The organism is Pirellula sp. SH-Sr6A, from assembly GCF_001610875.1.
Classification (GTDB): domain Bacteria; phylum Planctomycetota; class Planctomycetia; order Pirellulales; family Pirellulaceae; genus JBKCUI01.
In genome coordinates, this window is sequence record NZ_CP011272.1 from 1,611,847 (window position 1) to 1,635,821 (window position 23,975).

At 52.5% G+C, this 23,975-nt stretch carries 16 protein-coding genes and 1 pseudogene; 16 read left to right on the plus strand and 1 reads right to left on the minus strand.

Features of this window, described 5'->3' with window-relative positions; translation table 11 throughout:
- The first annotated feature begins 378 nt into the window (after positions 1 to 378).
- The 3 genes from VN12_RS06470 (at position 379) to VN12_RS06485 (ending at position 7,776) form a co-directional block, all read left to right on the plus strand.
- Positions 379 to 1,770, plus strand: a complete 1,392-nt coding sequence (locus VN12_RS06470) for a sigma-54-dependent transcriptional regulator (RefSeq protein ID WP_146676059.1) — start codon at positions 379 to 381, stop codon at positions 1,768 to 1,770.
- Between the two features lie 508 nt (positions 1,771 to 2,278).
- Positions 2,279 to 4,858, plus strand: a complete 2,580-nt coding sequence (locus VN12_RS06475) for a YidC/Oxa1 family insertase periplasmic-domain containing protein (RefSeq protein ID WP_146676060.1) — start codon at positions 2,279 to 2,281, stop codon at positions 4,856 to 4,858.
- A gap of 1,583 nt (positions 4,859 to 6,441) precedes the next feature.
- Positions 6,442 to 7,776 (plus strand): sensor histidine kinase, encoded by a 1,335-nt coding sequence (locus VN12_RS06485; protein ID WP_205855205.1) that lies wholly within the window; start codon positions 6,442 to 6,444, stop codon positions 7,774 to 7,776.
- Positions 7,777 to 8,103: 327 nt separating this feature from the next.
- Here the strand turns inward: VN12_RS06485 and VN12_RS06490 are convergent, their stop codons facing one another.
- Complete coding sequence (locus VN12_RS06490) at positions 8,104 to 8,334, minus strand: hypothetical protein (protein ID WP_168164252.1); 231 nt, start codon at positions 8,332 to 8,334, stop codon at positions 8,104 to 8,106.
- Positions 8,335 to 8,751: 417 nt separating this feature from the next.
- Between VN12_RS06490 and gmd the strand changes: the two genes are divergently transcribed.
- From gmd to VN12_RS06555, 13 genes and pseudogenes are all read left to right on the plus strand, one after another.
- On the plus strand, positions 8,752 to 9,873 hold the full coding sequence (gmd, locus tag VN12_RS06495) for a GDP-mannose 4,6-dehydratase (protein ID WP_146676064.1): 1,122 nt from the start codon (positions 8,752 to 8,754) through the stop codon (positions 9,871 to 9,873).
- Positions 9,874 to 10,050: 177 nt separating this feature from the next.
- A pseudogene (locus VN12_RS26705) lies at positions 10,051 to 10,398 on the plus strand (four helix bundle protein).
- A 237-nt stretch (positions 10,399 to 10,635) separates the two neighbouring features.
- The gene (gene wecB / locus VN12_RS06505; RefSeq protein WP_146676065.1) at positions 10,636 to 11,781 is read left to right on the plus strand and encodes a non-hydrolyzing UDP-N-acetylglucosamine 2-epimerase; all 1,146 of its coding nucleotides are present in this window, start codon (positions 10,636 to 10,638) and stop codon (positions 11,779 to 11,781) included.
- Between the two features lie 379 nt (positions 11,782 to 12,160).
- Positions 12,161 to 13,939 (plus strand): acyltransferase family protein, encoded by a 1,779-nt coding sequence (locus VN12_RS06510; protein WP_205855206.1) that lies wholly within the window; start codon positions 12,161 to 12,163, stop codon positions 13,937 to 13,939.
- Positions 13,932 to 15,266 carry a nucleotide sugar dehydrogenase gene (locus VN12_RS06515; RefSeq protein WP_240491340.1) on the plus strand — a complete coding sequence of 445 codons (1,335 nt, stop codon included), beginning with the start codon at positions 13,932 to 13,934 and terminating at the stop codon, positions 15,264 to 15,266. Before VN12_RS06510 ends, VN12_RS06515 begins: the two co-directional genes overlap by 8 nt.
- A 33-nt stretch (positions 15,267 to 15,299) precedes the next feature.
- Positions 15,300 to 16,613, plus strand: a complete 1,314-nt coding sequence (locus VN12_RS06520) for a lipopolysaccharide biosynthesis protein (RefSeq protein WP_146676067.1) — start codon at positions 15,300 to 15,302, stop codon at positions 16,611 to 16,613.
- 104 nt (positions 16,614 to 16,717) lie between these two features.
- The gene (locus tag VN12_RS26785; RefSeq protein ID WP_146676068.1) at positions 16,718 to 17,386 is read left to right on the plus strand and encodes an FkbM family methyltransferase; all 669 of its coding nucleotides are present in this window, start codon (positions 16,718 to 16,720) and stop codon (positions 17,384 to 17,386) included.
- Positions 17,387 to 17,772: 386 nt separating this feature from the next.
- Entirely contained in the window at positions 17,773 to 18,330 is a 558-nt protein-coding gene (locus VN12_RS06530) for a hypothetical protein (RefSeq protein WP_168164253.1), read from the plus strand.
- Between the two features lie 350 nt (positions 18,331 to 18,680).
- Positions 18,681 to 19,424, plus strand: a complete 744-nt coding sequence (locus VN12_RS06535) for an FkbM family methyltransferase (RefSeq protein ID WP_146676070.1) — start codon at positions 18,681 to 18,683, stop codon at positions 19,422 to 19,424.
- Positions 19,425 to 19,633: 209 nt separating this feature from the next.
- Positions 19,634 to 20,563, plus strand: a complete 930-nt coding sequence (locus VN12_RS06540) for an alpha-1,2-fucosyltransferase (RefSeq protein ID WP_168164254.1) — start codon at positions 19,634 to 19,636, stop codon at positions 20,561 to 20,563.
- Positions 20,564 to 20,646: 83 nt separating this feature from the next.
- Positions 20,647 to 21,699 (plus strand): glycosyltransferase, encoded by a 1,053-nt coding sequence (locus VN12_RS06545; RefSeq protein WP_146676072.1) that lies wholly within the window; start codon positions 20,647 to 20,649, stop codon positions 21,697 to 21,699.
- A 466-nt stretch (positions 21,700 to 22,165) separates the two neighbouring features.
- Positions 22,166 to 23,089: a hypothetical protein gene (locus tag VN12_RS06550; protein ID WP_146676073.1), complete on the plus strand. Its 924-nt coding sequence runs from the start codon at positions 22,166 to 22,168 to the stop codon at positions 23,087 to 23,089.
- Between the two features lie 62 nt (positions 23,090 to 23,151).
- The gene (locus VN12_RS06555; protein WP_146676074.1) at positions 23,152 to 23,868 is read left to right on the plus strand and encodes a class I SAM-dependent methyltransferase; all 717 of its coding nucleotides are present in this window, start codon (positions 23,152 to 23,154) and stop codon (positions 23,866 to 23,868) included.
- Positions 23,869 to 23,975 lie beyond the last annotated feature (107 nt).

The following is a 23,975-nucleotide window of genomic DNA, read 5'->3' on the forward strand; positions in this document are numbered from 1 at the left end:
CGAGGACGAGCCGTTCGACATTGTCGATCTGTTGTCCTCAACAGATCTGCATCGCCTAACGCATCGCGCAAGGTAAGTATCTCTCCCTGACTGCATACGGGACTCTTCAAGAGTGCGTGAGCGAGACGTGGTCTGGTCGATAGTAGGGTGGTACTCGGTGCAAGAACGGTCGAGGACGAGCCGTTCGACAATGTTCCCTCGCCACTCCCAAGAATTCGGTTCCGAGAACGGTTACTACTTCCTTTTTCGGTCTTTGAAACCCATTGGTACCCCATTTGCTCACTCTCTCAGCTTACCGACGAGCGCCTCCTTCTGCATCGAAGTTTGCCACGTTTCGCGGGCAATCAACCACCCTATTTTCCTACCGACATCTCTATTATGGTGTTAGCCGCACTCAGTGACCCGATCGATTTGCTGCTTGTCGACGACGAGCCCGATTTCCTCGAACCGGCCTGTCGCTTTTTCCAGCGGCAAGGATATCGAGTTGTGGCTGCCGCGAATGCCGAGCAAGCCATCGCGGTCCAAGCCAACCAGCACTTCCACGTCGCCATCATCGACCAAAACATGCCGGGCATGAACGGGCTGGAACTCCTCCCCCGCTTGTGCAATGAAGATCCCGACTTGAAAGTCATCATGCTCACAGGGGGCGGGAGCATCGGCTCGGCGGTTGAAGCGATGAAACGGGGGGCCGTCGACTATCTCTCGAAACCTTTCGGTCTCGACGAGCTTGACCATTTGGTCCGCCGTGTTTCGAAAGCCGTCACGCTCGAACGGGAGAACATTCACCTCAAGCGACAACTCGCCGACCAAAACCGGCCCAAGCCCTTAATCGGGAATTCCCAGGGAATCCAAGAGGTAAAGCGACTGATCGGACGGATCGCACCTAGCGATAAACCCGTGCTGATCCTGGGGGAAAGCGGTACGGGCAAGGAGCTGGTGGCTCGGGCCATCCACGCTCAAAGCACGCTCGCCGATAAGCCACTGGTCGTGATCAACTGCGCCGCATTGCCCGAGTCCCTTCTCGAAAGCGAGCTGTTTGGCTACGAAAAAGGGGCCTTCACCGGCGCCGTCGATGCCAAACCGGGACTTTTTGAGATCGCCGACGGCGGGACCTTGTTCATCGACGAATTCGGGGAGCTGGCAGGGGGATTGCAGGCCAAATTGCTTCGCGTACTAGAAGATGGGTCAATGCGTCGGATCGGATCGACCAAAGAGCGAAAAGTGAAAGTCCGATTGATCGCCGCCACCAATCGGGACTTGAATCAAGAAGTCGCAGCGGGCCGGTTCCGAGAAGATTTGTTCTACCGCGTGAATGTTCTGTCCATCTCGATTCCCCCGTTGCGCGAGCGGCTCGATGACATCCCGCTCCTAGTGCATCATTGGCTCGGGGAAGACTGGACGCTCGGTCCCGGAGTTGTCGAGCTTTTCCGCGTCTCCCGTTGGCCAGGGAATGTGAGGCAACTCATCAATGCCTTGGAACGCGCCAAAATTTTGGCGGACAAGAACATCATTGAGATTGATAATTTGCCGAGCGAACTGAGACGTGCAGCAGGTCATGACGTCGATGCAGTGGGGGAGCATGAACCCCGTGTTGGAGACGCGATTCCGCTGGAGCTTCTCTCCCATCGACACGTTCTGGAGGTGCTCAAACGAAACAAAGGAAACAAAACGAAGGCAGCGAAAGAGCTCGGCATCGCCCGACGCAGCCTTTACCGGATCCTTGACCACCTCGCCGCCAAAGACGGGAATCAAGTAGCGAGTAGCGAGTAGCGAGAAGTAAGAAATAAGAAGTAAGTATCGAGGAGCGAGCCCCCTGTCGAGCAGTCGTCCTCGACTGCTTCCCCCGCCAGCACCCTACCGGCGAATAGACCGCCCCGTTTGTATTAGCCGGTCTCCGACCGGCGTTCCCCCGTCTGTACCCTATCGGCGACGACCGGGTGCCCATTCGGGGACGACGGCTCACCACTGGGAAACCGTCGGGACGACGGTTCTACATTGCCTCCCGCCACCATGCTCCATGCCCCATGCTCCTCGCCCCTCGCCCCTCGCCCCTCGCCACTCGCTACTCGCTACTCGCTACTCGCTACTCGCCACTCGCCACTCGCCCCTCGCCCCTCGCCCCTCGCCCCTCGCCCCTCGCCCCTCGCCCCTCGCCTCGAGCTTCCTCCCATTTGCACTAGGCAAATCAACCTAACCCGCCGAAAATTCGGGGTTTGCAATCGGCGTGCCCTATGATGGGGACACCGAATCCCCCCATTCTTCACCCGAGTAATTCGACGTGGACAACAGAAGATTCTTCGCTTACCTCCTTCTGGGGATCTCGATATTCCTTCTCTTCAATAGCTTCCAACGCCAGCGTGACCTCGCGGCCTTGCAAGCCAAAGCGGACGCCGAACGCTTGCAATCTGAGAAAGAAAAACGAGACGAGAAGCTTGCAGAAATCCGTGCCAAAGCGGAACAGAACGCCGATTGGAAACCACCTGCCGAGCCAGACCGCGCCCGTTTCGTTCTGGGAAGTATGGCACCCGAAGACGGCTACTCCCTCGTCGTCTGCCTTGATAACCGCGGAGCGGGTATCGAACGGATCGAAGTTGTCCAGCGCAACCCCGACGGGACCCTCCAGTATCGATCCCTCCAAGAAAAAGAGAGACAGGGATACGCCGGTTATTTGGCACTTGAAAACACGGCTCTCGAAAACACCCCCTCCGGATTGACCATTCGAGCTGTCCCGCCAGGAAGCCCCGCTGCCCTCGCCAAAAATCTTGACGATGCCAATGGCTCCGGCCTCCAACCCGGTGATCGAATCGTCGGATGGAAGGGCCTCGATGGCGATCTCTCCCGCTCCAAATTCGAACAATGGTCCGACAAGTGGCGTCCTGGTCAAGAAATCGAGCTGAAGATCCAGCGCGAAGGCGCGCCGGAAGCGACCTACCAACTCACTCTCGGTGAAAAACCGCTCGATATCGTCCGAGCCGAAGACGATTGGGCCAAAGAGCAAGTCCCCGGGAACGATCCAGTTCGCTCCTGCCTCATGACTCTCGCCAAACTCGATGGCCTGGATATCGGCGAAGGGGAGTCGGTCATCCTCGGCCTCGAAAAGACCCTCGAAGGAAATTGGAATGCGAAGCCGATCGACGTCGAGGGTGGACAAGGTGTCGAATTCAGCTTGAACATCACCCCCTACCTCCAAGTCCTCGGGTCCGATGCCCAAATCGAGCTGGTCAAACAGTACAAACTGCGTAAACCGAACAAATCGGAGGCCGTCACTTCCCCAGACCACTGGCAGTTTCACATCGAATACTCGACCTCGGTCCGAAACTTGGGGGACAAAGAGCACAAGATTGCGGTTCGCCAAGACGGCGTGAATGGCATCTCGCTCGAAGGTTGGTGGTATCCGACCAAGATCTCGCCCTACTTTTTCAGCGCTGCCGGGGCGCGGGACATCATCGTCGGCGACCAAGCGGTCTCGCACGCGCTGACCACCACCCGCAGTATCGTTTCGCACGCGATCAATACCCCAGCCAGCCCCGACTTCGAACTCTTCGGGCCCGCCAATAGCGAAGCCAAAAGGAGCTTGAAGTACATCGGCCTCGATACCCAATCTTTCACCTCGGCCCTTATTCCCAGCCCGTCCGATCCGGATGCCCTCAAGGCGCTTGAACGAGGCCGAGCACGGGTGCTCAACTCCGTCTACCGAGACACCACGAAACTGGTTTCGTACAAACAGCAAGCCGTGAATGTCAGTTTCTGGATCGACACCCCTTCCGTGAGTTTGGCCCCCAAAGGGGAGATTCAAAGCAGCTACTACCTCTTCGCCGGCCCCAAAGATCCGGAGCTTTTGGGAGCATACAAGCTGGATGAGGCCCTCGAGTATGGCTGGCATATCTTCGGTTTTTTTGCCAAGCGACTTGGGTGGATCCTACACCTCTTCTATTACCTCGTCGGCAACTTTGGCATCGCCATCATGATGTTGACCGTGCTGGTCCGCTCTTGCATGTTCCCGGTCAGCCGCAAGATGGCGCTCAATGCCCAGAAAATGCAGGCGGTTCAGCCCCATACCGCCAAACTGCGGGAAGCGTTCAAGGACGATCCTCGCAAAATGATGGCCGCCCAACAAATGCTCATGAAGAAGGCAGGCGTCAATCAGTTCGCCGGTTGCCTCCCCGCTTTGATTCAGCTCCCCATTGTCATCGGTCTATACCGCTGCGTCTCGGTCGACGTCGGGCTGCGTCAGCAAGCGTTGATACCGGGCTTGGATTGGTGCTCGAACTTGGCCGGCCCCGACATGCTCTTCGAGTGGCACAGTTGGATGCCCGACTTTATCGCAGGTCGGGGAACCGGATATTTCGGGCCTTACTTCAATATTCTCCCGATCATCACCATCACCTTGTTCATCATCCAGCAGAAAGTGCTCATGCCCAAGGCGACGGATGAGCAGACGGCGATTGCGCAGAAGATGATGATGTTCATGACCGTCTTCATGGGGGTCTTGTTCTTCCGAGTCCCTGCTGGTCTCTGTATTTACTTCATCACCTCCTCGACATGGTCCTTGGTGGAGCGATGGTTGATCCGACGCAATACCCCCAAGGGGACGAAGGTCGAGCTATCCGAAAACGCCGCTGCGGAGATCATTCAAACGATCAACAAAGCCGGCACCGGAGCCGCTCCTCAACGCACGACCGCCACACAGTCGGACAAGCCGAAGGAGAAGTATCAAAAGCCACCCGAAACCCTGGCCGATCTCTTCCCCGGTTGGTTCGGCAAGAAACCTGCCAAAGATACCCCACCCCCATCTAACGCCGGTGGCAACTCCGAAAAAAAAACCAACCGCTCCCCCAGAAATAACAAACCGCGGTAAGCGAGGTGGCTGGAGGCTGTAGGCAATGTCGAACGGCTCGTCCTCGACCGTTCCAGCACCGAGTACCACCATACTATCAACCAAACCACCTCTCCCTCACGCTTTCTGGGAAAGTCTCCTAACCGGTGTGATGCGTTAGGCGCTCCAGATCTGTTGAGGACAACAGATCGACATTGTCGAACGGCTCGTCCCCGACCGTTCCTGCACCGAGTACCACCATACGATCGACTAAGCCACCTCTCCCGTACGCTATCTGGGAAAGTTTCCTAACCAGCGTGATGCGTCAGGCGCTCCAGATCTGTTGAGGACAACAGATCGACATTGTCGAACGGCTCGTCCCCGACCGTTCCTGCACCGAGTACCACCCTGCTATCGACTAAGCCACCTCTCCCGTACGCTATCTGGAAAAGTTTCCTAACTGGTGCGATGCGTTAGGCGCTCCAGATCTGTTGAGGACAACAGAACGACAATGTCGAACGGCTCGTCCCCGACCGTTCCTGCACCAAGTACCACCATACGATTGACTAAGCCACCTCTCCCGTACGCTATCTGGGAAAGTCCCGTACGCTATCTGGGAAAGTCCCTTACGCTATCTGGGAAAGTCTCCTAACTGGTGCGATGCGTTAGGCGCTCCAGATCTGTTGAGGACAACAGAACGACAATGTCGAACGGCTCGTCCCCGACCGTTCCTGCACCGAGTACCACCATACGATCGACTAAGCCACCTCTCCCGTACGCTATCTGGGAGAGTTTCCTAACCGGTGGGATGCGTCAGGCGCTCCAGATCTGTTGAGGACAACAGATCGACATTGTCGAACGGCTCGTCCTCGACCGTTCCAGCGCCAAGTACCACCATACGATCGACTAAGCCACCTCTCCCGTACGCTATCAGGGAAAGTCCCGTACGCTATCAGGGAAAGTCCCTTACGCTATCTGGGAAAGTCTCCTAACTGGTGCGATGCGTCAGGCGCTCCAGATCTGTTGAGGACAACAGATCGACATTGTCGAACGGCTCGTCCCCGACCGTTCCTGCACCGAGTACCACCTTTCTATCGACCAGACCGCTTCTCCAGTGCGCTATCCGGGAGAGTCTCCTAACTGGTGCGATGCGTCAGGCGATCCAGATCTGTTGAGGACAACAGATCGACATTGTCGAACGGCTCGTCCCCGACCGTTCCTGCACCGAGTACCACCCTGCTATCGACTAAGCCACCTCTCCCGTACGCTATCTGGAAAAGTTTCCTAACCAGCGTGATGCGTTAGGCGCTCCAGATCTGTTGAGGACAACAGATCGACATTGTCGAACGGCTCGTCCCCGACCGTTCTCCCTGCTCCCTGCTCCCTGCTCCCTGCTCCATGCTCCATGCTCCATGCTCCCTGCTCCCTGCTCCCTGCTCCCTGCTCCATGCTCCATGCTCCATGCTCCATGCTCCATTCCCAGAACGGTTACTACCGGGGAGACGCACACTAAGCCTTGCGGTATATTTTCCTAACGCAAGAACAGTCGAGGACGACCGTTCGACGTATATTCCCCACTCATTTGCGTTCAAGTACAACCGTCCGCCACCGCTGCTCCGTGCTCCGTGCCCCTCGCTTCTCGCTTCTCGCCACTCGCTTCTCGCTACTCGCTACTCGCTACTCGCTACTCGCTACTCGCTACTCGCTTCTCGCTTCTCAAAACTATTTTGCCTCTTACTTCCGCAGCCCATCGTTTGTTTCTCGCCGCCGATCGTATCCGACGGACCGATACCGCTGCGCACGCTAGCGACATCGACGCAATCTGGTCCGAATGGCTCTCCGAACAGGCACAGCACCTTCCAGGACTGTTCCAGCTCGACTCCCCCTCGGCTACCCCCGAAACGGGCAGCCTCCTCGAAGACCCGGCCGAACCGGAGAACGATCTCCCTATTCCACCACGCTTGGCCCTTTCCCCAACCCTCCAACACCGCCCACCTGCCCCTTCTCCGCCCCGGAAGCCCGTACCCTCGTCGCTGCCGACTCCGGCTACGCAGCTTGCAAGCCTCATTTCCCAACTCTCCAGCCCCCGCGGCAGTGACCAACTTCTAGGCCGGCCCGCAAAGGATGAGGATCAAGCTGTATTGGGTATGCTCCTGGACGCAGCCCACGTCGCATTGCGAGCCGTCGTGGACCGAGAGCGAGTCGATCAAGCGGTCGCACGAAGAACCGAGCAGGCCATCTACGACTTCGCATATGGCCTCACCCACGAAATCAACAACCCGCTTGCCAACATCGCCGCCCGGGCCCAGCAGCTTTTGACCCAATCCCGCGTCCCCGCCGACCAGAAGTCCCTAGCGACCATCGTCGACCAATCCATGCGTGCCCACGAGATGCTCGCCGAGATGATGCGGGCGGTGAAGCCCAAGGCCTGGAACCCCCGAGTCGTCCCCCTGTCCGAGTCCCTCGAACCCTTGGTAGGACGATTCACGCCCCTCTTCCAAGCCCGCCAAATCACGTGGGAAGTTACCGGCGTCGACCTTCCCATCCGCGTTCGTACCGAGCCCGCCGAATTGCAGGAAGCCATCGCCTCCCTGCTCCAAAACGCCTTGGACGCCTGTTCTCCTGGCGACACCGTCACCCTCCAAGTCCGCGCCTCGGCAAACCCTGCTCGCCACGTCTCCCTCACAGATCCTGCGTTTTCGCAGCTCGCTGCACCAAACGCCTCGAATCCTACCGTCGAGATCGCCGTGCAAGACACCGGGTGCGGGATGTCCGCGACCGCGTTAGAGAAGGCCTTCTCGCTCTACTACAGCGGCCGCGAGCATGGCCGCGGACTGGGCATTTCATTGGCCAATGTCCGCCGCGTCATCACCGCCAGCGGTGGCCAGATTCAGCTCACCAGCCAGCCCGACGCAGGCACAAAAGTCCTCGTCAGCCTCCCGCGCTGCGCGAGAAAGTAGAGTTTAGAGAGTGGAAAGTAGAGAGTGGCGAGGCTGGAGGCACTGTCGAACGGCTCGTCCTCGACCGTTCCTGCACCGAGTACCACCACACTATCGACCAAACCACCTCTCCCTCTGGCTGTGTGGGAAAGTCCCGTACGCTATCTGGGAAAGTTTTCTAACCGGCGCGATGCGTTAGGCGCTCCAGATCTGTTGAGGACAACAGATCGACACCGTCGAACGGCTCGTCCTCGACCGTTCCTGCACCGAGTACCACCATACTATCGACCAAACCACCTCTCCCTCTGGCTGTGTGGGAAAGTCCCGTACGCTATCTGGGAAAGTTTTCTAACCAGCGTGATGCGTTAGGCGCTCCAGATCTGTTGAGGACAACAGAACGACAATGTCGAACGGCTCGTCCCCGACCGTTCCCCCTGCTCCCTGCTCCCTGCTCCCTGCTCCCTGCTCCATGCTCCATGCTCCATGCTCCATGCTCCATGCTCCATGCTCCCTGCTCCATACTCCATACTCCATACTCCATACTCCATGCTCCATGCTCCATGCCACTCTATCCCTCACAACCCATCCATTCCTTGTGCTTTTCCTGTTCACCAGAGTTTAACGTTGATCTAGTCCCAAGCCGAATTGCGGGAATGACGACGTGGTCTATGCTAGCAAGTTGCATTCAGTCCATGAGTACAAGCCTTTGCCCAGGCACCTTGAACGGCATAGGATTGGCCTCCATCCCGATCGCCCCATCAGCCCCCAAAACGGCGTTATCGGTACATCCCCTGTCACCGACAGGAACGAAGTGCGCGCTCACTGCCATTCCCCTACCCCCCTCATCTTTGCTAGGATTCTGCAGTTAGCCCAACGTGGAATACCGGTCTGAGACCGGTTGGAACATAAACGCCGTGTAGAAAACGGCGACTATTGTCTCGCTACTCGCAACTCGCCACTCGCTCCTTTCTTCTCGCTACTCGCCACTGAAATACCATGCCAAAGAAAGCCCTTATCACCGGAGTCACAGGTCAAGACGGCTCGTACCTTGCCGAATTCCTGCTCGAAAAGGGCTATGAAGTCCACGGGATTAAGCGGCGCGCCTCCTCGTTCAACACCGAGCGCATCGACCACATCTACCAGCCCCCGAGCCAAGTCGACGCGAAATTCCGGCTCCACTACGGCGACTTGACCGATAGCTCGAACCTCACCCGGATTATCAACGAAGTCCAGCCCGACGAAGTCTACAACTTGGGTGCTCAATCCCACGTCGCGGTCTCCTTCGAATCCCCCGAATACACTGCCGACGTCGACGCCATCGGCACCTTGCGGATGCTCGAAGCCATTCGCTTCCTCGGCCTAGAAAAGAAAACACGCTTCTACCAAGCCTCCACATCGGAGCTTTACGGGCTGGTCCAAGAGATCCCGCAAAAGGAAACCACCCCCTTCTACCCACGCTCCCCCTACGCGGTGGCCAAGCTGTACGCGTACTGGATCACGGTCAACTACCGGGAGTCCTACGGGATGTACGCGTGCAACGGCATTCTCTTTAATCACGAATCCCCACGCCGCGGCGAGACCTTCGTCACCCGGAAAATCACGCGGGGGATCGCGAACATCGCGCAAGGCCTCGAGGAATGCCTCTACCTGGGCAACATGGACTCCTTGCGAGACTGGGGACATGCCAAGGATTACGTCCGCATGCAGTGGATGATGTTGCAACAGGAGCAGCCTGAAGACTTCGTCATCGCCACCGGCCGTCAGATGAGCGTCCGCGAATTCGTCCGCATCTCCGCCTTGGAAGCCGGAATGGAAGTCACCTTCCACGGCCAAGGAGCCGAGGAGTACGCGAAAGTCGCCAAGATTCTCGACACCGACAAAGCCCCCGCGGTGAAAGTGGGAGCCACCATTGTGAAGGTCAATCCACGGTACTTCCGACCTGCCGAAGTGGAAACCTTGCTCGGCGATCCCACCAAAGCGAAGCAGAAGCTCGGCTGGGTCCCGGAGATCACTTGCGAAGAGATGTGTGCCGAGATGGTCGCCTCCGACCTCAATCACGCCCGCAAGCACGCTCTCCTCCAACGCCACGGCCACACCGTCAGCGTCGCAAAAGAATAACGAGAAAAAAGTGGCGAGTAGCGAGGTAAAAGTTCAATACAACCAGTAGCAACTCCCTTCGCCGCATCGCTCCACACACAAAACCAGCCCCCCACAAAATCCCTTTCCTCACTCTTTCTCACCCCTTTTTTCTTTTCCTCGCTTCTCGCCACTCGCTTCTCGCAGCTTTCTTTAAAAATGAATTTCGAAGATTTAGAGGTTTGGAAGCGTGCTGTGGCGTTGAGTTGTGAAGTTTATCGACAAACTTCAAAGATCAGCGATTTCGGATTCCGAGACCAGCTCACACGAAGCGGACTAAGTATTCCTTCCAACATTGCGGAGGGATACGAGCGTCAGTCGAATAAAGAAAAGTCTCAATTTTTAAACATTGCGAAGTGATCCGCAGGCGAGTTCCGGACACAGATAATCATTGGATTGACTGTCGGGTTCATTCCGAAAGAGATCGGCGAAGCGTGGCTCGACGAAGCAACGCAGATATCCCGAATTTTAGGTGCCCTCATCAGAAAATTAAGAAATCAGGAGTAGCGAGAAGCGAGTGGCGAGGTAAAGCCTTTGCCAATCTAGTCGCGTCGCTAAAGGCCAGCGTCCCCAACACAACCTTTTAATTACCCACTTTTGTCCCCGCTCTGCCGTCCCTGACTCCTCGCAACTTTCTCCTTCTTCCTCGCTTCTCGCCACTCGCTACTTTTGTCTTTTCTTCCCTCGCCTCTCGCTTCTCGCTTCTCGCCGCTCGCTTCTCGCCGCTCGCTACTTTTTAAATAAATGAAAATCTGCCTTGTCGTGGGGACACGTCCCGAGGCCATCAAGATGGCGCCGATCTATCGCGAGCTGCGGGGGCAGCCTGCGGTCGAGCCCATCCTCCTCTCCACCGGGCAGCATCGGGAGATGCTCCTCCAAACGCTCGCGGCCTTCGGACTCCAGCCCGATCACGATCTCGGCTTGATGGTCCCTAACCAAACCCTTCCCGAACTCACCGCCCGAGCCATCACCGCCCTCTCCAGCTACTTCAGCGAGTCCAAACTCGATCGAGTCCTTGTGCAAGGAGACACGACCAGCGTCCTCGCCGGCGCGTTGGCAGCCTTCTATCACAAAATTCCAATTGGACATGTCGAAGCCGGCCTGCGAACGGGGGATATTTATTCCCCTTATCCCGAAGAGATGAACCGGCGGTTGACCACCCCTCTTTGCCGCTACAACTTTGCCCCCACGGAGTGGAGCAAGCAGAATTTGGTGCGTGAAGGGATCGATCCCGCCACGATCCACGTGACCGGCAACACCGTCATCGACGCATTGCACTGGATGAACGACATCCTCTCGTCCCGGCAAGGAGTCGCGAGTGAGCTCTGCACCCGATTGAACATCTCCGATGCTTTTCGAGATCGCTATCTCGTCGACGGCGGCGCCCCATTCTTGCTCGTCACTGCGCACCGGCGTGAGTCGCACGGGGCAGGCATGGCGGAACTGTGCAATGCCCTTCAGCAATTGATTGTCGATTATCCCGAGCTAGGGATTTTGTTCCCCGTTCACTTGAATCCCGCTGTCCGGCAAACCGTTCTTCCGGCGTTAGGCGGAGTGGATCGCATCGAGCTCATCGATCCGGTCGGTTACGAAGACTTCGTGTGGCTCATGGCCCGCAGTCACTTCATCATCAGTGATTCGGGGGGTATCCAAGAAGAAGCGCCCAGCTTTGGCAAGCCCGTATTAGTCACCCGCGAGACCACGGAGCGACCGGAGGGGGTCCATGCAGGGACTTGCACATTGGTCGGCACCGACATGAACAAGATCCTAAGCGAAGCCCATCAGCTCCTCTCCGACCCAGCCCAATACCAACAGCGAAGCCAACTCCAAAACCCCTACGGCGACGGCACCGCCGCCCAAAAAATCACAAGAATAATAAGTGGCGAGTAGCGAGTGGCGAGCGGCAAGTAATAACCGTTCTCCGAACGGTGTTTATGCACTAACCGTTCTCAGAACGGCGTTCCCCCAGCCCCTGCATCCCGCTTCGTTGCCTCAGCCACAACGCGCTAGCGTCGAGTTACCACGCAAATAACATTCAAGTTGCACCGATTACTTAAGAATCTGCTGAACGGACGTCAAGGGGCTATCGCCCTGCGGCTGACGGCGCTTAGCCATCCGACTGTTACAACGAGTCCCCAGCGCCGATCACTTGTGTTTTCCGCTCGCGAAACGGTTGCGTCTAGCGGTGGCCACCGGTCGGCGCACGTTTCCCTTAATCTTTCACGTCCCGCGAACTACTAGACTCTGTTCAAGTCCGACGCGTATGCTCGTGCCAGGGAAGCCTCACACAGAAAAGAAAGAATATCGAAAAGATATTGACGGGCTAAGAGCGATTGCAGTCCTGTCCGTTATCCTATTTCATTTTGGCTGGTTACCTGCAGGATATCTCGGCGTAGATATTTTTTTCGTAATAAGTGGGTACTTAATAACAGGAATCATTCACAAGGAAACCCAAGAAAACAGCTTTTCCATTATCAAGTTTTATCTGCGACGTGTACGGCGAATCTTACCCATGTGCACATTCACGGTCGCTTTCTCGCTGATCATCGGCTTCTTTGTCATGCTTCCCGATGACCTGGAAAACCTAGGGCAATCGGCAGTTGCGACAAACTTATTTTCAAACAACATTCTTCAATCGATAACTACCGGCAATTATTGGGACGTCACGAACGAACACAAACCACTTCTGCATACCTGGAGCTTGGCGGTAGAAGAGCAATATTATTTGTTCATCCCGATCCTCGCTTCCCTCTTCTTTCGAACGAGAAAAGCATTTGCAGTTGTACTAACTGTTCTTTCTGTCTTTTCATTAGTACTTTTCTACTCACCGGTTCCGGAGCACATTCGATTCTACCAACTGCCCTGTCGATTCTTTGAGATTGCCATCGGAGGAATCGCCAAGCTATGTTTCGGGGAACGTTCGCTGAGCACACATTTCCTACCTATAGGGATCGCAGCACTAATTGCAATTGTGTTTTCACCAGTCGCTTTGCCTGGACCGATTGTTACTATCCCACTGACGGTAGCCTTGGCCGCATTTGTTTTGGTAGCCCAACCAGGAAATTCGAAGTTTGCACGAAAAGTACTTGAGAACCGAATCTCGATTCTGGTGGGCTTAACAAGCTATAGCCTATACATGTGGCACCAGCCGCTTATAGCATTTTACAGATACACAGTCAGTCCAGAGATCAATGCAATTTCAGGAATCGCATTACTTTCACTGACGCTCATTTTATCCATTGCAAGCTACCATGTGATCGAGAAGCCGTTCCGTTCACCGAACACTATTCCCACTTGGTTGCTATTCCTGGTCCTCATACCAGCGATTTCTTCAACAACCGCATTTGGCTATTACTTGAATTCGCGAGGTGGTATTGTTCGCGATGTTCCCGAGTTGGACATCAGAATTACAGATGCGACGAAGGGAGTTCACTCTCGCTACAATCACAAAATCCGAGAGCTCAACCAAGGATTTACAGAGGTTAGTCAACTTGAGAGAGTTCTGATCGTTGGGAATAGCTTCGCACGGGATTGGGCAAATATCTTGCTCGAAAGTTCTGAGGCTCAATCGATCGAAATACAGTATGTCGAACATCCGATGTCAGATCCAACGTTCCTCTCCAAGTTCCAACGTGCTGACATTGTCTTCTTTTCCACCGCTTCCCGCCGCGACATCGCCAACATGGGTGTATCGACGGAAGACCCAAGAATATATGTCATCGGAACCAAGAATTTCGGAACGACAGCTGGGATATTCTACAACTACCGAGGTGATAATTACATAAGCCAGACAACGGAGATCGATGATGAGCATTGGGAAGTAGATGCCAAGCTTAGGAGCGACTGGGGATCGCAATTTGTCGATCTACTCAGCGAGGTAAAAGCTGATGGAGAACGAGTGCATGTTATCACTCCTGAAGGAAAGCTCATTTCGCAAGATTGCCGTCACCTGACTAAGGCAGGCGCAACGTTCTTTGCGCGACGGCTTGAGAGTCGGATTCGTTCAATATTGCACCCGAAAAGGGAAAGCGATAGCAACAATGAGTAACAGCTACAAAGTTGCGAGCTCAACTGATTCCGTCTGCGCGATGCGCATGCTAGCCATCATCGGACTTGGATATGTTGGCCTTCCACTAGGCCTTCAATTCGCCCGGTGCGGTGTGAAGGTTCTTGGCTTGGATATCGATCCGATCAAGGTCGAATCACTCAACAGCGGCCAGTCCTATATCCATCACATCCCTTCTGAAGAGATACAAAAGCAAGTCTCCGAAGGACGCTTCACGGCCAGCACCGACTTCTCCCGCATCCGGGAAGCCGACGCGGTCGTCATCTGCGTTCCAACTCCCTTGAGCAAGAACCGCGAGCCGGACATTTCTTACGTGCTCAACACCGGCAAATCGATCGCTCCCCATTTGCAAAAGGGGACGCTCGTCATTCTGGAATCCACGACCTATCCCGGCACGACCGATGAAGACCTTCGAGCCGTTCTCGAGTCCGGTTCGGGCTTGAAAGCAGGCATCGATTTCCATTTGGCCTTCAGTCCTGAGCGGGAGGATCCGGGTAATCCCAGCAGCAAAGTTGCCAAGATTCCCAAGGTCGTAGGTGGTTACACGCCCGCTTGTTTGGAGAAAGCCAAAGCGTTGTACTTGCAAGCCGTCGAGACGGTTGTGCCGGTTAGCAGTTGCCGGGCGGCCGAGGCGACGAAGTTGCTCGAGAACATTTTCCGGAGCGTCAACATTGCGCTCGTGAACGAGCTCAAGATGGTCTATGCCGCGATGGGCATCGACATTTGGGAAGTGATTGAAGCGGCAAAGACGAAGCCCTTTGGCTACATGCCTTTTTATCCCGGTCCCGGATTGGGTGGTCACTGCATTCCCATCGACCCGTTTTACTTAACTTGGAAGGCTCGGGAGTATGGTCAAGCGACCCGTTTTATTGAATTAGCGGGCGAGATCAACACGTCGATGCCCAAGTATGTCATTCAGAAGTTGACCGAAGCGCTCAACAGCGTCAAGAAGCCCATCAATGGGAGCAAGATCCTCATCGTAGGCTTGGCGTACAAAGCCAACGTCGACGACGACCGCGAGTCCCCGAGCTACGTGTTGATGGACCTTATAAAAGAAAAGGGGGGCAAAGTCTCCTACTACGACCCCTACGTCCCCGTCATCAAACCCAGCCGCGAGCACAGCCACTGGGCAGGTCTGAGAAGTATTGAGTGGGATCCGTTGAAAATCTCCCATTTCGACGCAGTACTGATTTCCACAGCGCACGCAAATATTGATTTCTCTGAAATAGCGAGGAACGCATCATTGCTGGTAGACACGCGCAACGTGATAAAAAACAGCCAGACCAACCCTGGCATCATTCGCGCATAGACGACCAAGTACGCCTGTCTCCAACAAACCTTCATGCAGCTTCGAAAACTTACTAGCGAGGCATTGGTCGTCTTTTCAGGGCAAACGCTATCAATCGCTGCGTCGTTATTATTAATAAAATACGCAACAGACATTTTTGATGCGGCACCGTTGGGAAAGGCACTCCTTGCAACGACAATAACAGGCCTATCGGGGCAACTAATCACGGGAGGTGTGGGAGCTGGGCTCCAAAAGCAATTCGCTTCCGCACGCGAAACCAACGCATTGTGGGCATTTCGACAGAGTGCTAATTTGGTCATAGCCATGGCAACGTGTTGCGCCTCGATTACAACAGTACTACTATCCCTTCTTGCTCTGTATTTTCACGTCCTTGACTCCTACATAACGGTATTGCTCCTTGGAACGCATGCAATTACCTCATCGCTGAACTCGCTCCATCTAGGACTTTTTGCTGCCGCTCGGATGCGGATGACAGTCGCGATTTCTAGCGTCATCGAATCAGGAAGTCGGGTTGTAATATTGCCGATAATCGCTTCTTATTTCGGCGCGACCTCTCAATCATTCCTTCTAGCCTTCCTAATACCCGGACTCGTACTGAGCATCCCATTGCTAATGCGATGGCGGCGCCACCTCTCGCGAATTCAAATCCCTGAGATCGCGACCGAGGCCAGATCAGGAGACTTTGTCAAACAGGTGCTGCATTTTGCTTGGCCTTACACAACGTGGGGCATACTAACCTCGGTGCAGCAAGTTTCCGATCGTTGGTCCTTAGAGATGTTCTGTTCCTCGGCAGACATCGCTATTTACGCAATCGCATTTCAGATAGGTTACTCCCCGATTGTCATACTAACAAATATCGGTAGTACTTTCATCACTCCGATTTTCTTCCAGCTTGGAAGCCGTTCAAGCGATGCAACATTACAGCGACTGCATTCTCTATCTTCCAAATTTTGCATTCTAATTCTCGTCACAACTCTCCTGGGATCTGCCGGATTTTCGCTTATTAACACCTTATTAAAGAACAGCATACTCGATAGCAGGTACAACGATTCCCTGAGCATCGTATATATACTCATCGCAAGCGGTGGATTGTTTGCTATTGGCCAAATGCTAACCATAACTATCCTCTCCGTCTCTACCTCGAGAGCGATTCTTGCACCAAAAATTGGAACAGCCGTCACCGGAATCGCTTTCAATATAATTGGTGCGTATTTAGGTGGACCGGTTGGCGTCGCCTATGGGTCTCTTGCGTTTTCCGTCACTTATGCACTCTGGATGGTAATCATCACAAGGAAAAGCGGAACGCAGGCCCAACCGTCAAGCAGAGTCCCAATTACAACATTTTAGAGACACATCCGAATGCTTCATAAACACAATCGAAAGGATCGTTCGTGTTCCGCGAGTATATAAAATCGCACCTAAACAAATTCCTTAGATCCTTCGGTGTGCGTATGGTTTCCTCAAGATGGGGTCCACGAGGTTTCGCTACTGCATTCGAGTCTATTCGGGACCAGGGTTTTGACTTAAAAAACATTTGGGATGTCGGTGCGAGCGATGCTTCATGGACAAAAGAATGCCGAGAAGTGTTTCCAATGTCCGACTATTTTCTATTTGAACCACTCAAAGCACATCGCAATCAACTGACCGCAATCGGTGCAACCGATTCCAAAATTCATTTCTTTCCTTGTGCTCTCGGTGATACGAATGGGAGCGCAATTCTCAATGCGCATAAGGGCCAAAGCAGCATCCTCACATCACAGGAGTGGAAAGGTCACGAAGAGGTGATTTCAATTATGACCGCTGATGACGTAATCAAGCAGACTGGAATTGTACCGGATTGTGTCAAAATCGATGTGCAAGGGTACGAACTCTCATTACTTCGGGGATTCGCGTCTAACCTGCGATCCTGTAAGTTCTTACTAGTAGAAGTGTCATGGATTCCTCTCTACGAAAATGCTCCACTAGCGGATACAATCATTTCCTTTCTAGCTGCGAACAATTTCCACATTGTAGACATTTGTACGTATGCACAACGCCCTAAAGACTTTAGACTTACCCAATCAGACGTTCTCTTTGCTAACTCGGAGACAGGCCTCTTATCGAATACTGGCTGGTCTTAATTTTTTCGGCGAAGTTGCGGTATCCCCTTGCCGTACTTAACAGGAGAAATACGTCTGGCCCAGTCTTTCAACAATCGTAACTTTTCTGAGTATTTATCCAGTGCGATTGCCTATACCTGAAAATCGCAAAGTGCTTCTACCACGCCATAGTGTCTACATTCGCACATTGATGATTGCGAACCCGCCCCCCATTGTTTTGCAGATGTAGAAAAACAGAGATAAGCGAACGCGTACCCGGAGAAAAAAACTTGCCGCACAACCGAATTAAGCTGAGAAACCGACTAATCTCTGCGTTCCCATGGGCCTTCGACTTCTACGAAACCATGTGCTTTACATCAAACATATCAGGATGGAGAAAAAGGGGCATCTCGATTCCCTATCCAAGCTTGCTTAAACGAGCAATCCTGTTACAGGAGATTAAGGACTTCAATGCGGACAACTTTGTAGAAACGGGAACCTACCTGGGAGACACGCCGTGGTACCTCCGCAAGCACCTGAGGCGAATAATTTCGATTGAAGTCCATCCACCCCTAGCAGACCTCGCACGGCAACGCTTTAAGAAAGTTGACAACGTTACGATTGCGGAAGGTGACTCAGGGGCTATTCTGAGTGACTTCCTGACGGATCTGAGCGGGCGGACGGTGTTCTGGCTGGACGGACATTATTCTGGAGGAATTACGGGAATTGGCGATGAAGAGTGTCCCATTTTCCGCGAACTATCTGCCATTATTTCACTTTGTAAAACTGACTGGCTTATTCTAATCGATGATGCAAGGTGTTTTGGTAGCCACCCAGCATATCCAACCGTAGACGCAATCGGAGATTTTTTCAAAATCAATCAGCGAGCCGTATCACTCAACGTCGCGAATGACATGATCCGTATTCAAGAAATTTGCAAAGATCCACACGCATGTATTTCTTCCCTTTCTAAAAAATCGGGATAGCAACCGATTACGTCCGTACAGCCGCATCGTAACACACATTTATCAACCATAGAGATTGACAATATTTTACTTTCCAGGCGTAATACCGCCATCGTTCAACATCGGCGAAAATCGAGAGGATGCTCGCGTCTATATCCAAAACAATTTCAAGACAGCGCAGTCTGATCGCTCAACGGGTAGCCCACTCGCCTCGTAAACTCTGGTTCGTGATTAATCTGATTAGGCCCCCACAGGGTCGTTCCTATGTTATTAACACAGGTTCAATACTCATTAGGGCGGATACTGCGTGCGGGTGAAATACTCAATACATTATTCCTGGCGACGGGCGTTCAACAAAGGTGCATTAAATAATGCTGAATAAGATTCTCACGAAGGTAATTGCCCGACTCAATTCCATCCAGGGAAAAGGCTGGGGAACCGCAACATGTACGCACGAGGTCAAACAGACGCTTAGATTTGCACCCCGCCCCAAAATTGTTCTCGATGTGGGTGGTAATGTTGGTGACTGGACGGGAGAGCTTCTTAGTAGGAGTGCCCCCGAGATGGTGTATGTATTCGAACCCTCAAGATTCAATCAGGCTAAACTTTCCGAACGATTCAAGCTCAAGCCAAATGTAAGCATCTTGCCATTTGCTCTGTCGGACACCGACGGACTTGGCAAATTATTCTCCGACGCCCCGGGAAGTGGTTTAGCAAGCTTGCATCATCGTGACTTAAGCAGCCATGGACTTTCACATGACGAATTAGAGGAAGTGAATTTATTGAGTTTTGCGAGCTTTCTTAAGCACTACTCTATTGACAACATCGACGTTCTTAAGTTGGACATCGAGGGACATGAACTAAGCGTGCTTCAATCAATCCCCATAGCGTTCCTCGACAATATAGGTGTTATACAGTTTGAATTCGGTGGTTCCAATCTTGACTCCCGAACTTACTTCCGAGACTTTTGGAACCTATTGTCATCAAGATTCTTGTTTTACAGAGTCTCGCCGATTGGCGCACTTCCTGTTCCAAAGTACCGAGAACAGGATGAACATTTCGTTACCACTAACTATATTTGCGCGAATCGCAATCTATTGAGACAGCTCAATTAGAAAACCAGCGACTAGACGGTAAGTTTCCAATGAATCGCGCGCATTGTCACACGTGGAGTGAGATCACAAGCTCCTTCCCAGATTTTTCCGTCCATCGCACTTATTGACATATCGCCAAATGTTGCGGTGAATCATTCCCATTTGCGGCTACTGCGTTAGATACGCACTGGATGCGTCAAAACACCTACGCTTTCCTACTAACCAACATAATGCACAAGAGAAAACCTGTTGTGAAGCTGCTTCTTTGCGGAGGACTTGGAAACCAGCTTTTTCAATATGCTTATGCGCGTTGTCTCGCCGTTCGGACCGGCTCCAAACTCGTTCTTGATACGAAAACACTATTCCAAACCGATACTCGCTATCGTCGTCGTTATGAACTCGCCGCCTTCAATCTCAGTAGCGACGTTGAGTACTCGAATACCTCCGGATTGCTGGAGCGTGCTCGCTTTTACTTATATCGCCATTTCGCTGGTCAGCTCCCAGCTAGATGGGCGAAGGGGCATTTTATTGAAGAATCGCATCTCGGTGTATTCGATGAATCCCAATACAACCTTTTTCCTGTTCATTCGATAACACTTAAGGGATATTGGCAGTGTCCCCAATACTTCGATTCGATTGAGAATGCGCTAAAAGATGAACTTACGCTTAAGCCTGGTATTGTCGCAGACGAAGAAAACATCTCGGTTCAACTGAAAGGCGCCTCTTCGGTAGGAATACACGTTAGGCGAAATGATTATGCTCGATGTCTGTCATCGGATTACTATAGGGTTGCAATGCAACGAATGCGTGAGCAAGTTGCCTCGCCTAGGTTTTTTGTATTCTCTGACGATTTCGAGTGGTGGCGGAATCAATTTGGCGACCTCCCGGATGTTGAATTTGTCTCGCGTATTGGCAAGACGGCAATCGATGATTTTCATCTTCTATCGTTATGCGCCCATTTCATCATTCCGAACAGCACGTTCAGTTGGTGGGCTGCTTGGCTTGGGCGTTCCCCCGACAAAATCGTGATTGCCCCATCGAAATCTATTTGGGTTGACAGTTCCGAAATTCTCCCGAGAACTTGGCAAATAATCGAGGTACGAGAGAAAAGTTTAGCGACGGAGGAGGTAATGGATTCGCAGGAATATGGACCAGCCTAATACTTACCGTCGAGTAGTTTACTTGCGTGCCACGACACCTGCAAGGATGTGACGGAAACTAAACGCAAGTGGACGGTCATAGCATGAAAACCATATATGTAGGACAACTATGCCACGGTAGCACCGCGCTTCACCGCCTCTGGGCTCTGCAGCAACTGGGATGTCAAGTATATGCAATTGACACAACGTTGCCATTTGGACGCTATGGCCGTACCAACCGCTTCAAACGGCTTATGCTTTCAATCGCGTTTCGCACAAATCAATTTGTAGACTGGAAACGTGTAGACAGTAATCTTCATCGTCTTTCCAAGAACGACAAATGGGACATACTTTGGGTTGATAAGGGGCAACAGCTAGATCCGCAGACACTTCGTCTCTTTAAAGCTCGCCAACCGCAAGCGAAACTTGTGAATTACTCTCCCGATGATATGTTCAACCCAGTCAACCAAACCGTGCGTTGGACATTAGGAATCCCCCTTTATGATCTTCACGTATCAACTAAAACATATAACATTCCCGAACTTATACATGCGGGGGCCAAGGACGCTCTCTTCGTTGGTAATGCGTATGAACCTACGATCCACAAACCTTATGATCTAACACCCGAGGAAGTAAAGAGATTAGGCAGCGATATCGTTTTCATTGGAGCATCCGAGATGGAGAGGGATCAGTCCATTGAATACCTAGCCTCTAGAGGCCTCAAGATCGCATTATTCGGGAACGGAAGCGCTTGGAACAGGTACGAAAACTTGTACCCCAACGTATCGATTCACCCGGGTTTTATCGTAGATGCAAATTATGCGAAAGCACTATGTGCTTCGAAAATCGCACTCGGATTTCTCAGAAAGCAGAACAGAGACCTTCAAACCACCCGCTCTATCGAAGTTCCAGCCTGCGGAGTCTTCATGCTTGCGGAGAGAACTCAAGAACATCTGGCACTATTTAAAGAGGGCGAGGAAGCAGAGTTTTTTGCGAGCAATGAAGAACTCTTCAATAAGGCACGGTATTACTTAGATCATCCTGCCAAACGCGAAACAATCGCGAATGCAGGAAGGCAACGATGTATCATATCTGGATATTCGAATGCCGAACGGTTACAACCAGTCTTAAAATACCTGTCCTCGAATAAATCTTAAGCCCATCGTGTTATCTCTCTTAATGCTTTTGGTAGCGCTGTTCCTAGTCCTCGATGCAGTTTTATGGACGCGAATAGTCAAGTCGTCAACATCACTCGCCGCCAAAACAGTCTTCGTATTCAATGCATTACAAAAGATCTTCCTGCTAATGCTCTGCTGCTCTGTCTTACTTTCTGACTCCCATACACTTCCTTGGAGTGAAGCGTTGCTTGAGTCACCGGGTAGAGCTGCGGTTGGAGCGTCAGCTGCAAACTGGACCATCGCGATGCTGCTCGTTGTGCTTCCACTCCGACGTACACCATCGAACCAGCAGACGTTCAACCTCGATCTCTTTAGACACGCAGACCGAACTTTTGAGATATTCCTAATATTGGCAGGATTTCTCAATCTATTCTACTGGGTAGCAATAACTGACTTTTCCAATCCGATATATTACATAGCGAGGCGACTAGACGGAGCATTGAACATGACTCCGTTTTTTGTTGGCCTGACCGCGTTCCGGCTTAAAATCGCGTTTCGCTTCTGGCTCGTTGTGCTCGCTTGTCAAATCGTAATCTCGGTAATTACCGGCACACGCGGACAGGCCTTTATCCCACTAATTCTTTTTCTCGTTGGATTTGCGATTGGATTACCAAGCTGGAAATTGCGATTCCAGATTGGAACAACCATTCTGATTCCGGTTGCCGCGCTCCTTCTGTTTGCAGGTGCTTACATTGGCGTAGCTCGCGACATTGTTGGCAGAAAGGACCTCGCAAGCGCCCTTGAGTCGGGATCACTCACGAGCCGAGTGAGCGCAAATGCAATTGAGAATACGATGAGTAAAGCGGGAGATGTTTTCTTTAACGCATTTAATCGCTTAACACTCTGGCCTCCACTTGTCGTCCCCTGCATGAGTCCGGAAATCGTTCCCTATTGGGGCTTCGATGACCTATATGACGAAATAGAAGCAACCAGAAGCATCCGAATTGGCTCCGACCAAACATCCGGAAGCATGTATTCTGCACACATGCGACTCCAACCCTTTGGTTTTGCAGTCCACTATAGAAGCGACGGCATGAAAGTAAGCAGTGTTGAACTTCCTCCGTTTGTTGATGGGTATGCCCGGGGTGGATGGATATACGGCTTCCTTTTTTGTGGAATGACATACACTGTATTGCTGCTGATTGAGCATGGCGCGGCGAGACATATCGCTCCGAAAAACATGTCATTGTTTCTAATCCTACAAGTCGTTATTTGCAGCCCAACAAGACTAATGGACAACGGTGCAATCGGCGCAACTCGCCTGTTGGTCCTCGAAGCAATAATGTGCTTTGTTCTATTCTATGTATTCACAGCAGTCGCAAAGAGCCTCGGGAACAATCAGGCATCAAAACCTGAAGCCTTTGCATGAGACTGCCTGTGCCGCTTCACTCGATCCGATGAACTCATCGACGAATATGTCGAACGCATACCATGAATCCAGAATATATCGATTACCGAGAATGGAAGGGTTGGGGCCGCGAAAACGCCTTATCTGGAGCAAATGCCCGGTACTTTGAAAAGGAGATCTTTAGAGATCTCACGAGAAAGCCGAATTCTCTTTTAGAAATAGGCTTCGGCAACGGGGAGTTTCTAGAGTGGGCAAAGACTCAAAATCTCAACATTACGGGATTGGAAATTATTCCTGAGTTAGTGACCGCTGCAGTCTCAAAGGGATTTGAGGCGTTTCACAGCAATATCGCATCCGAGTCCGAAGACAACTCTCTCGCAGGGAGAAAGTTCGACTGTATCGTCGCGTTTGACGTCATCGAACACCTTTCAACAGAAGAAATCAGGCATTTTCTCAAGAAGGTGCGGGATTTATTGAGTGATGACGGACGCGTCATCTTGCGCTTTCCGAATGGCGAAAGTCCGTTTTCCATACCTCTATTAAACGGCGACCATACACATCGTTCCTGGCTTTGCCGTGCAAAACTTGAACATTTGTGTATCAATTCCGGCCTCGCGATTCAAACCTACCGCAATGCGTCGCGCGTCGCGAACGAATCTCGCTACCGCTATGCAAAGAGACTGTTCTTTCTGCTAAGAGACCTCATTGAAATCATACTTGGCTACACGTATTATTCGAAGAGATTGCCCCTCGACCCTAATGCCGTTGCGATTCTAAGGAAGCAGAACCCAACTGTATAACTTGCTAAGTAACGCCACCAATCCATCCCATTTTGCATTGCTTTATAAACCCCTGGCATTATCGCAGCGCCAAGTGACCAAGGCCACTATTGCTATCGAGTCGATGG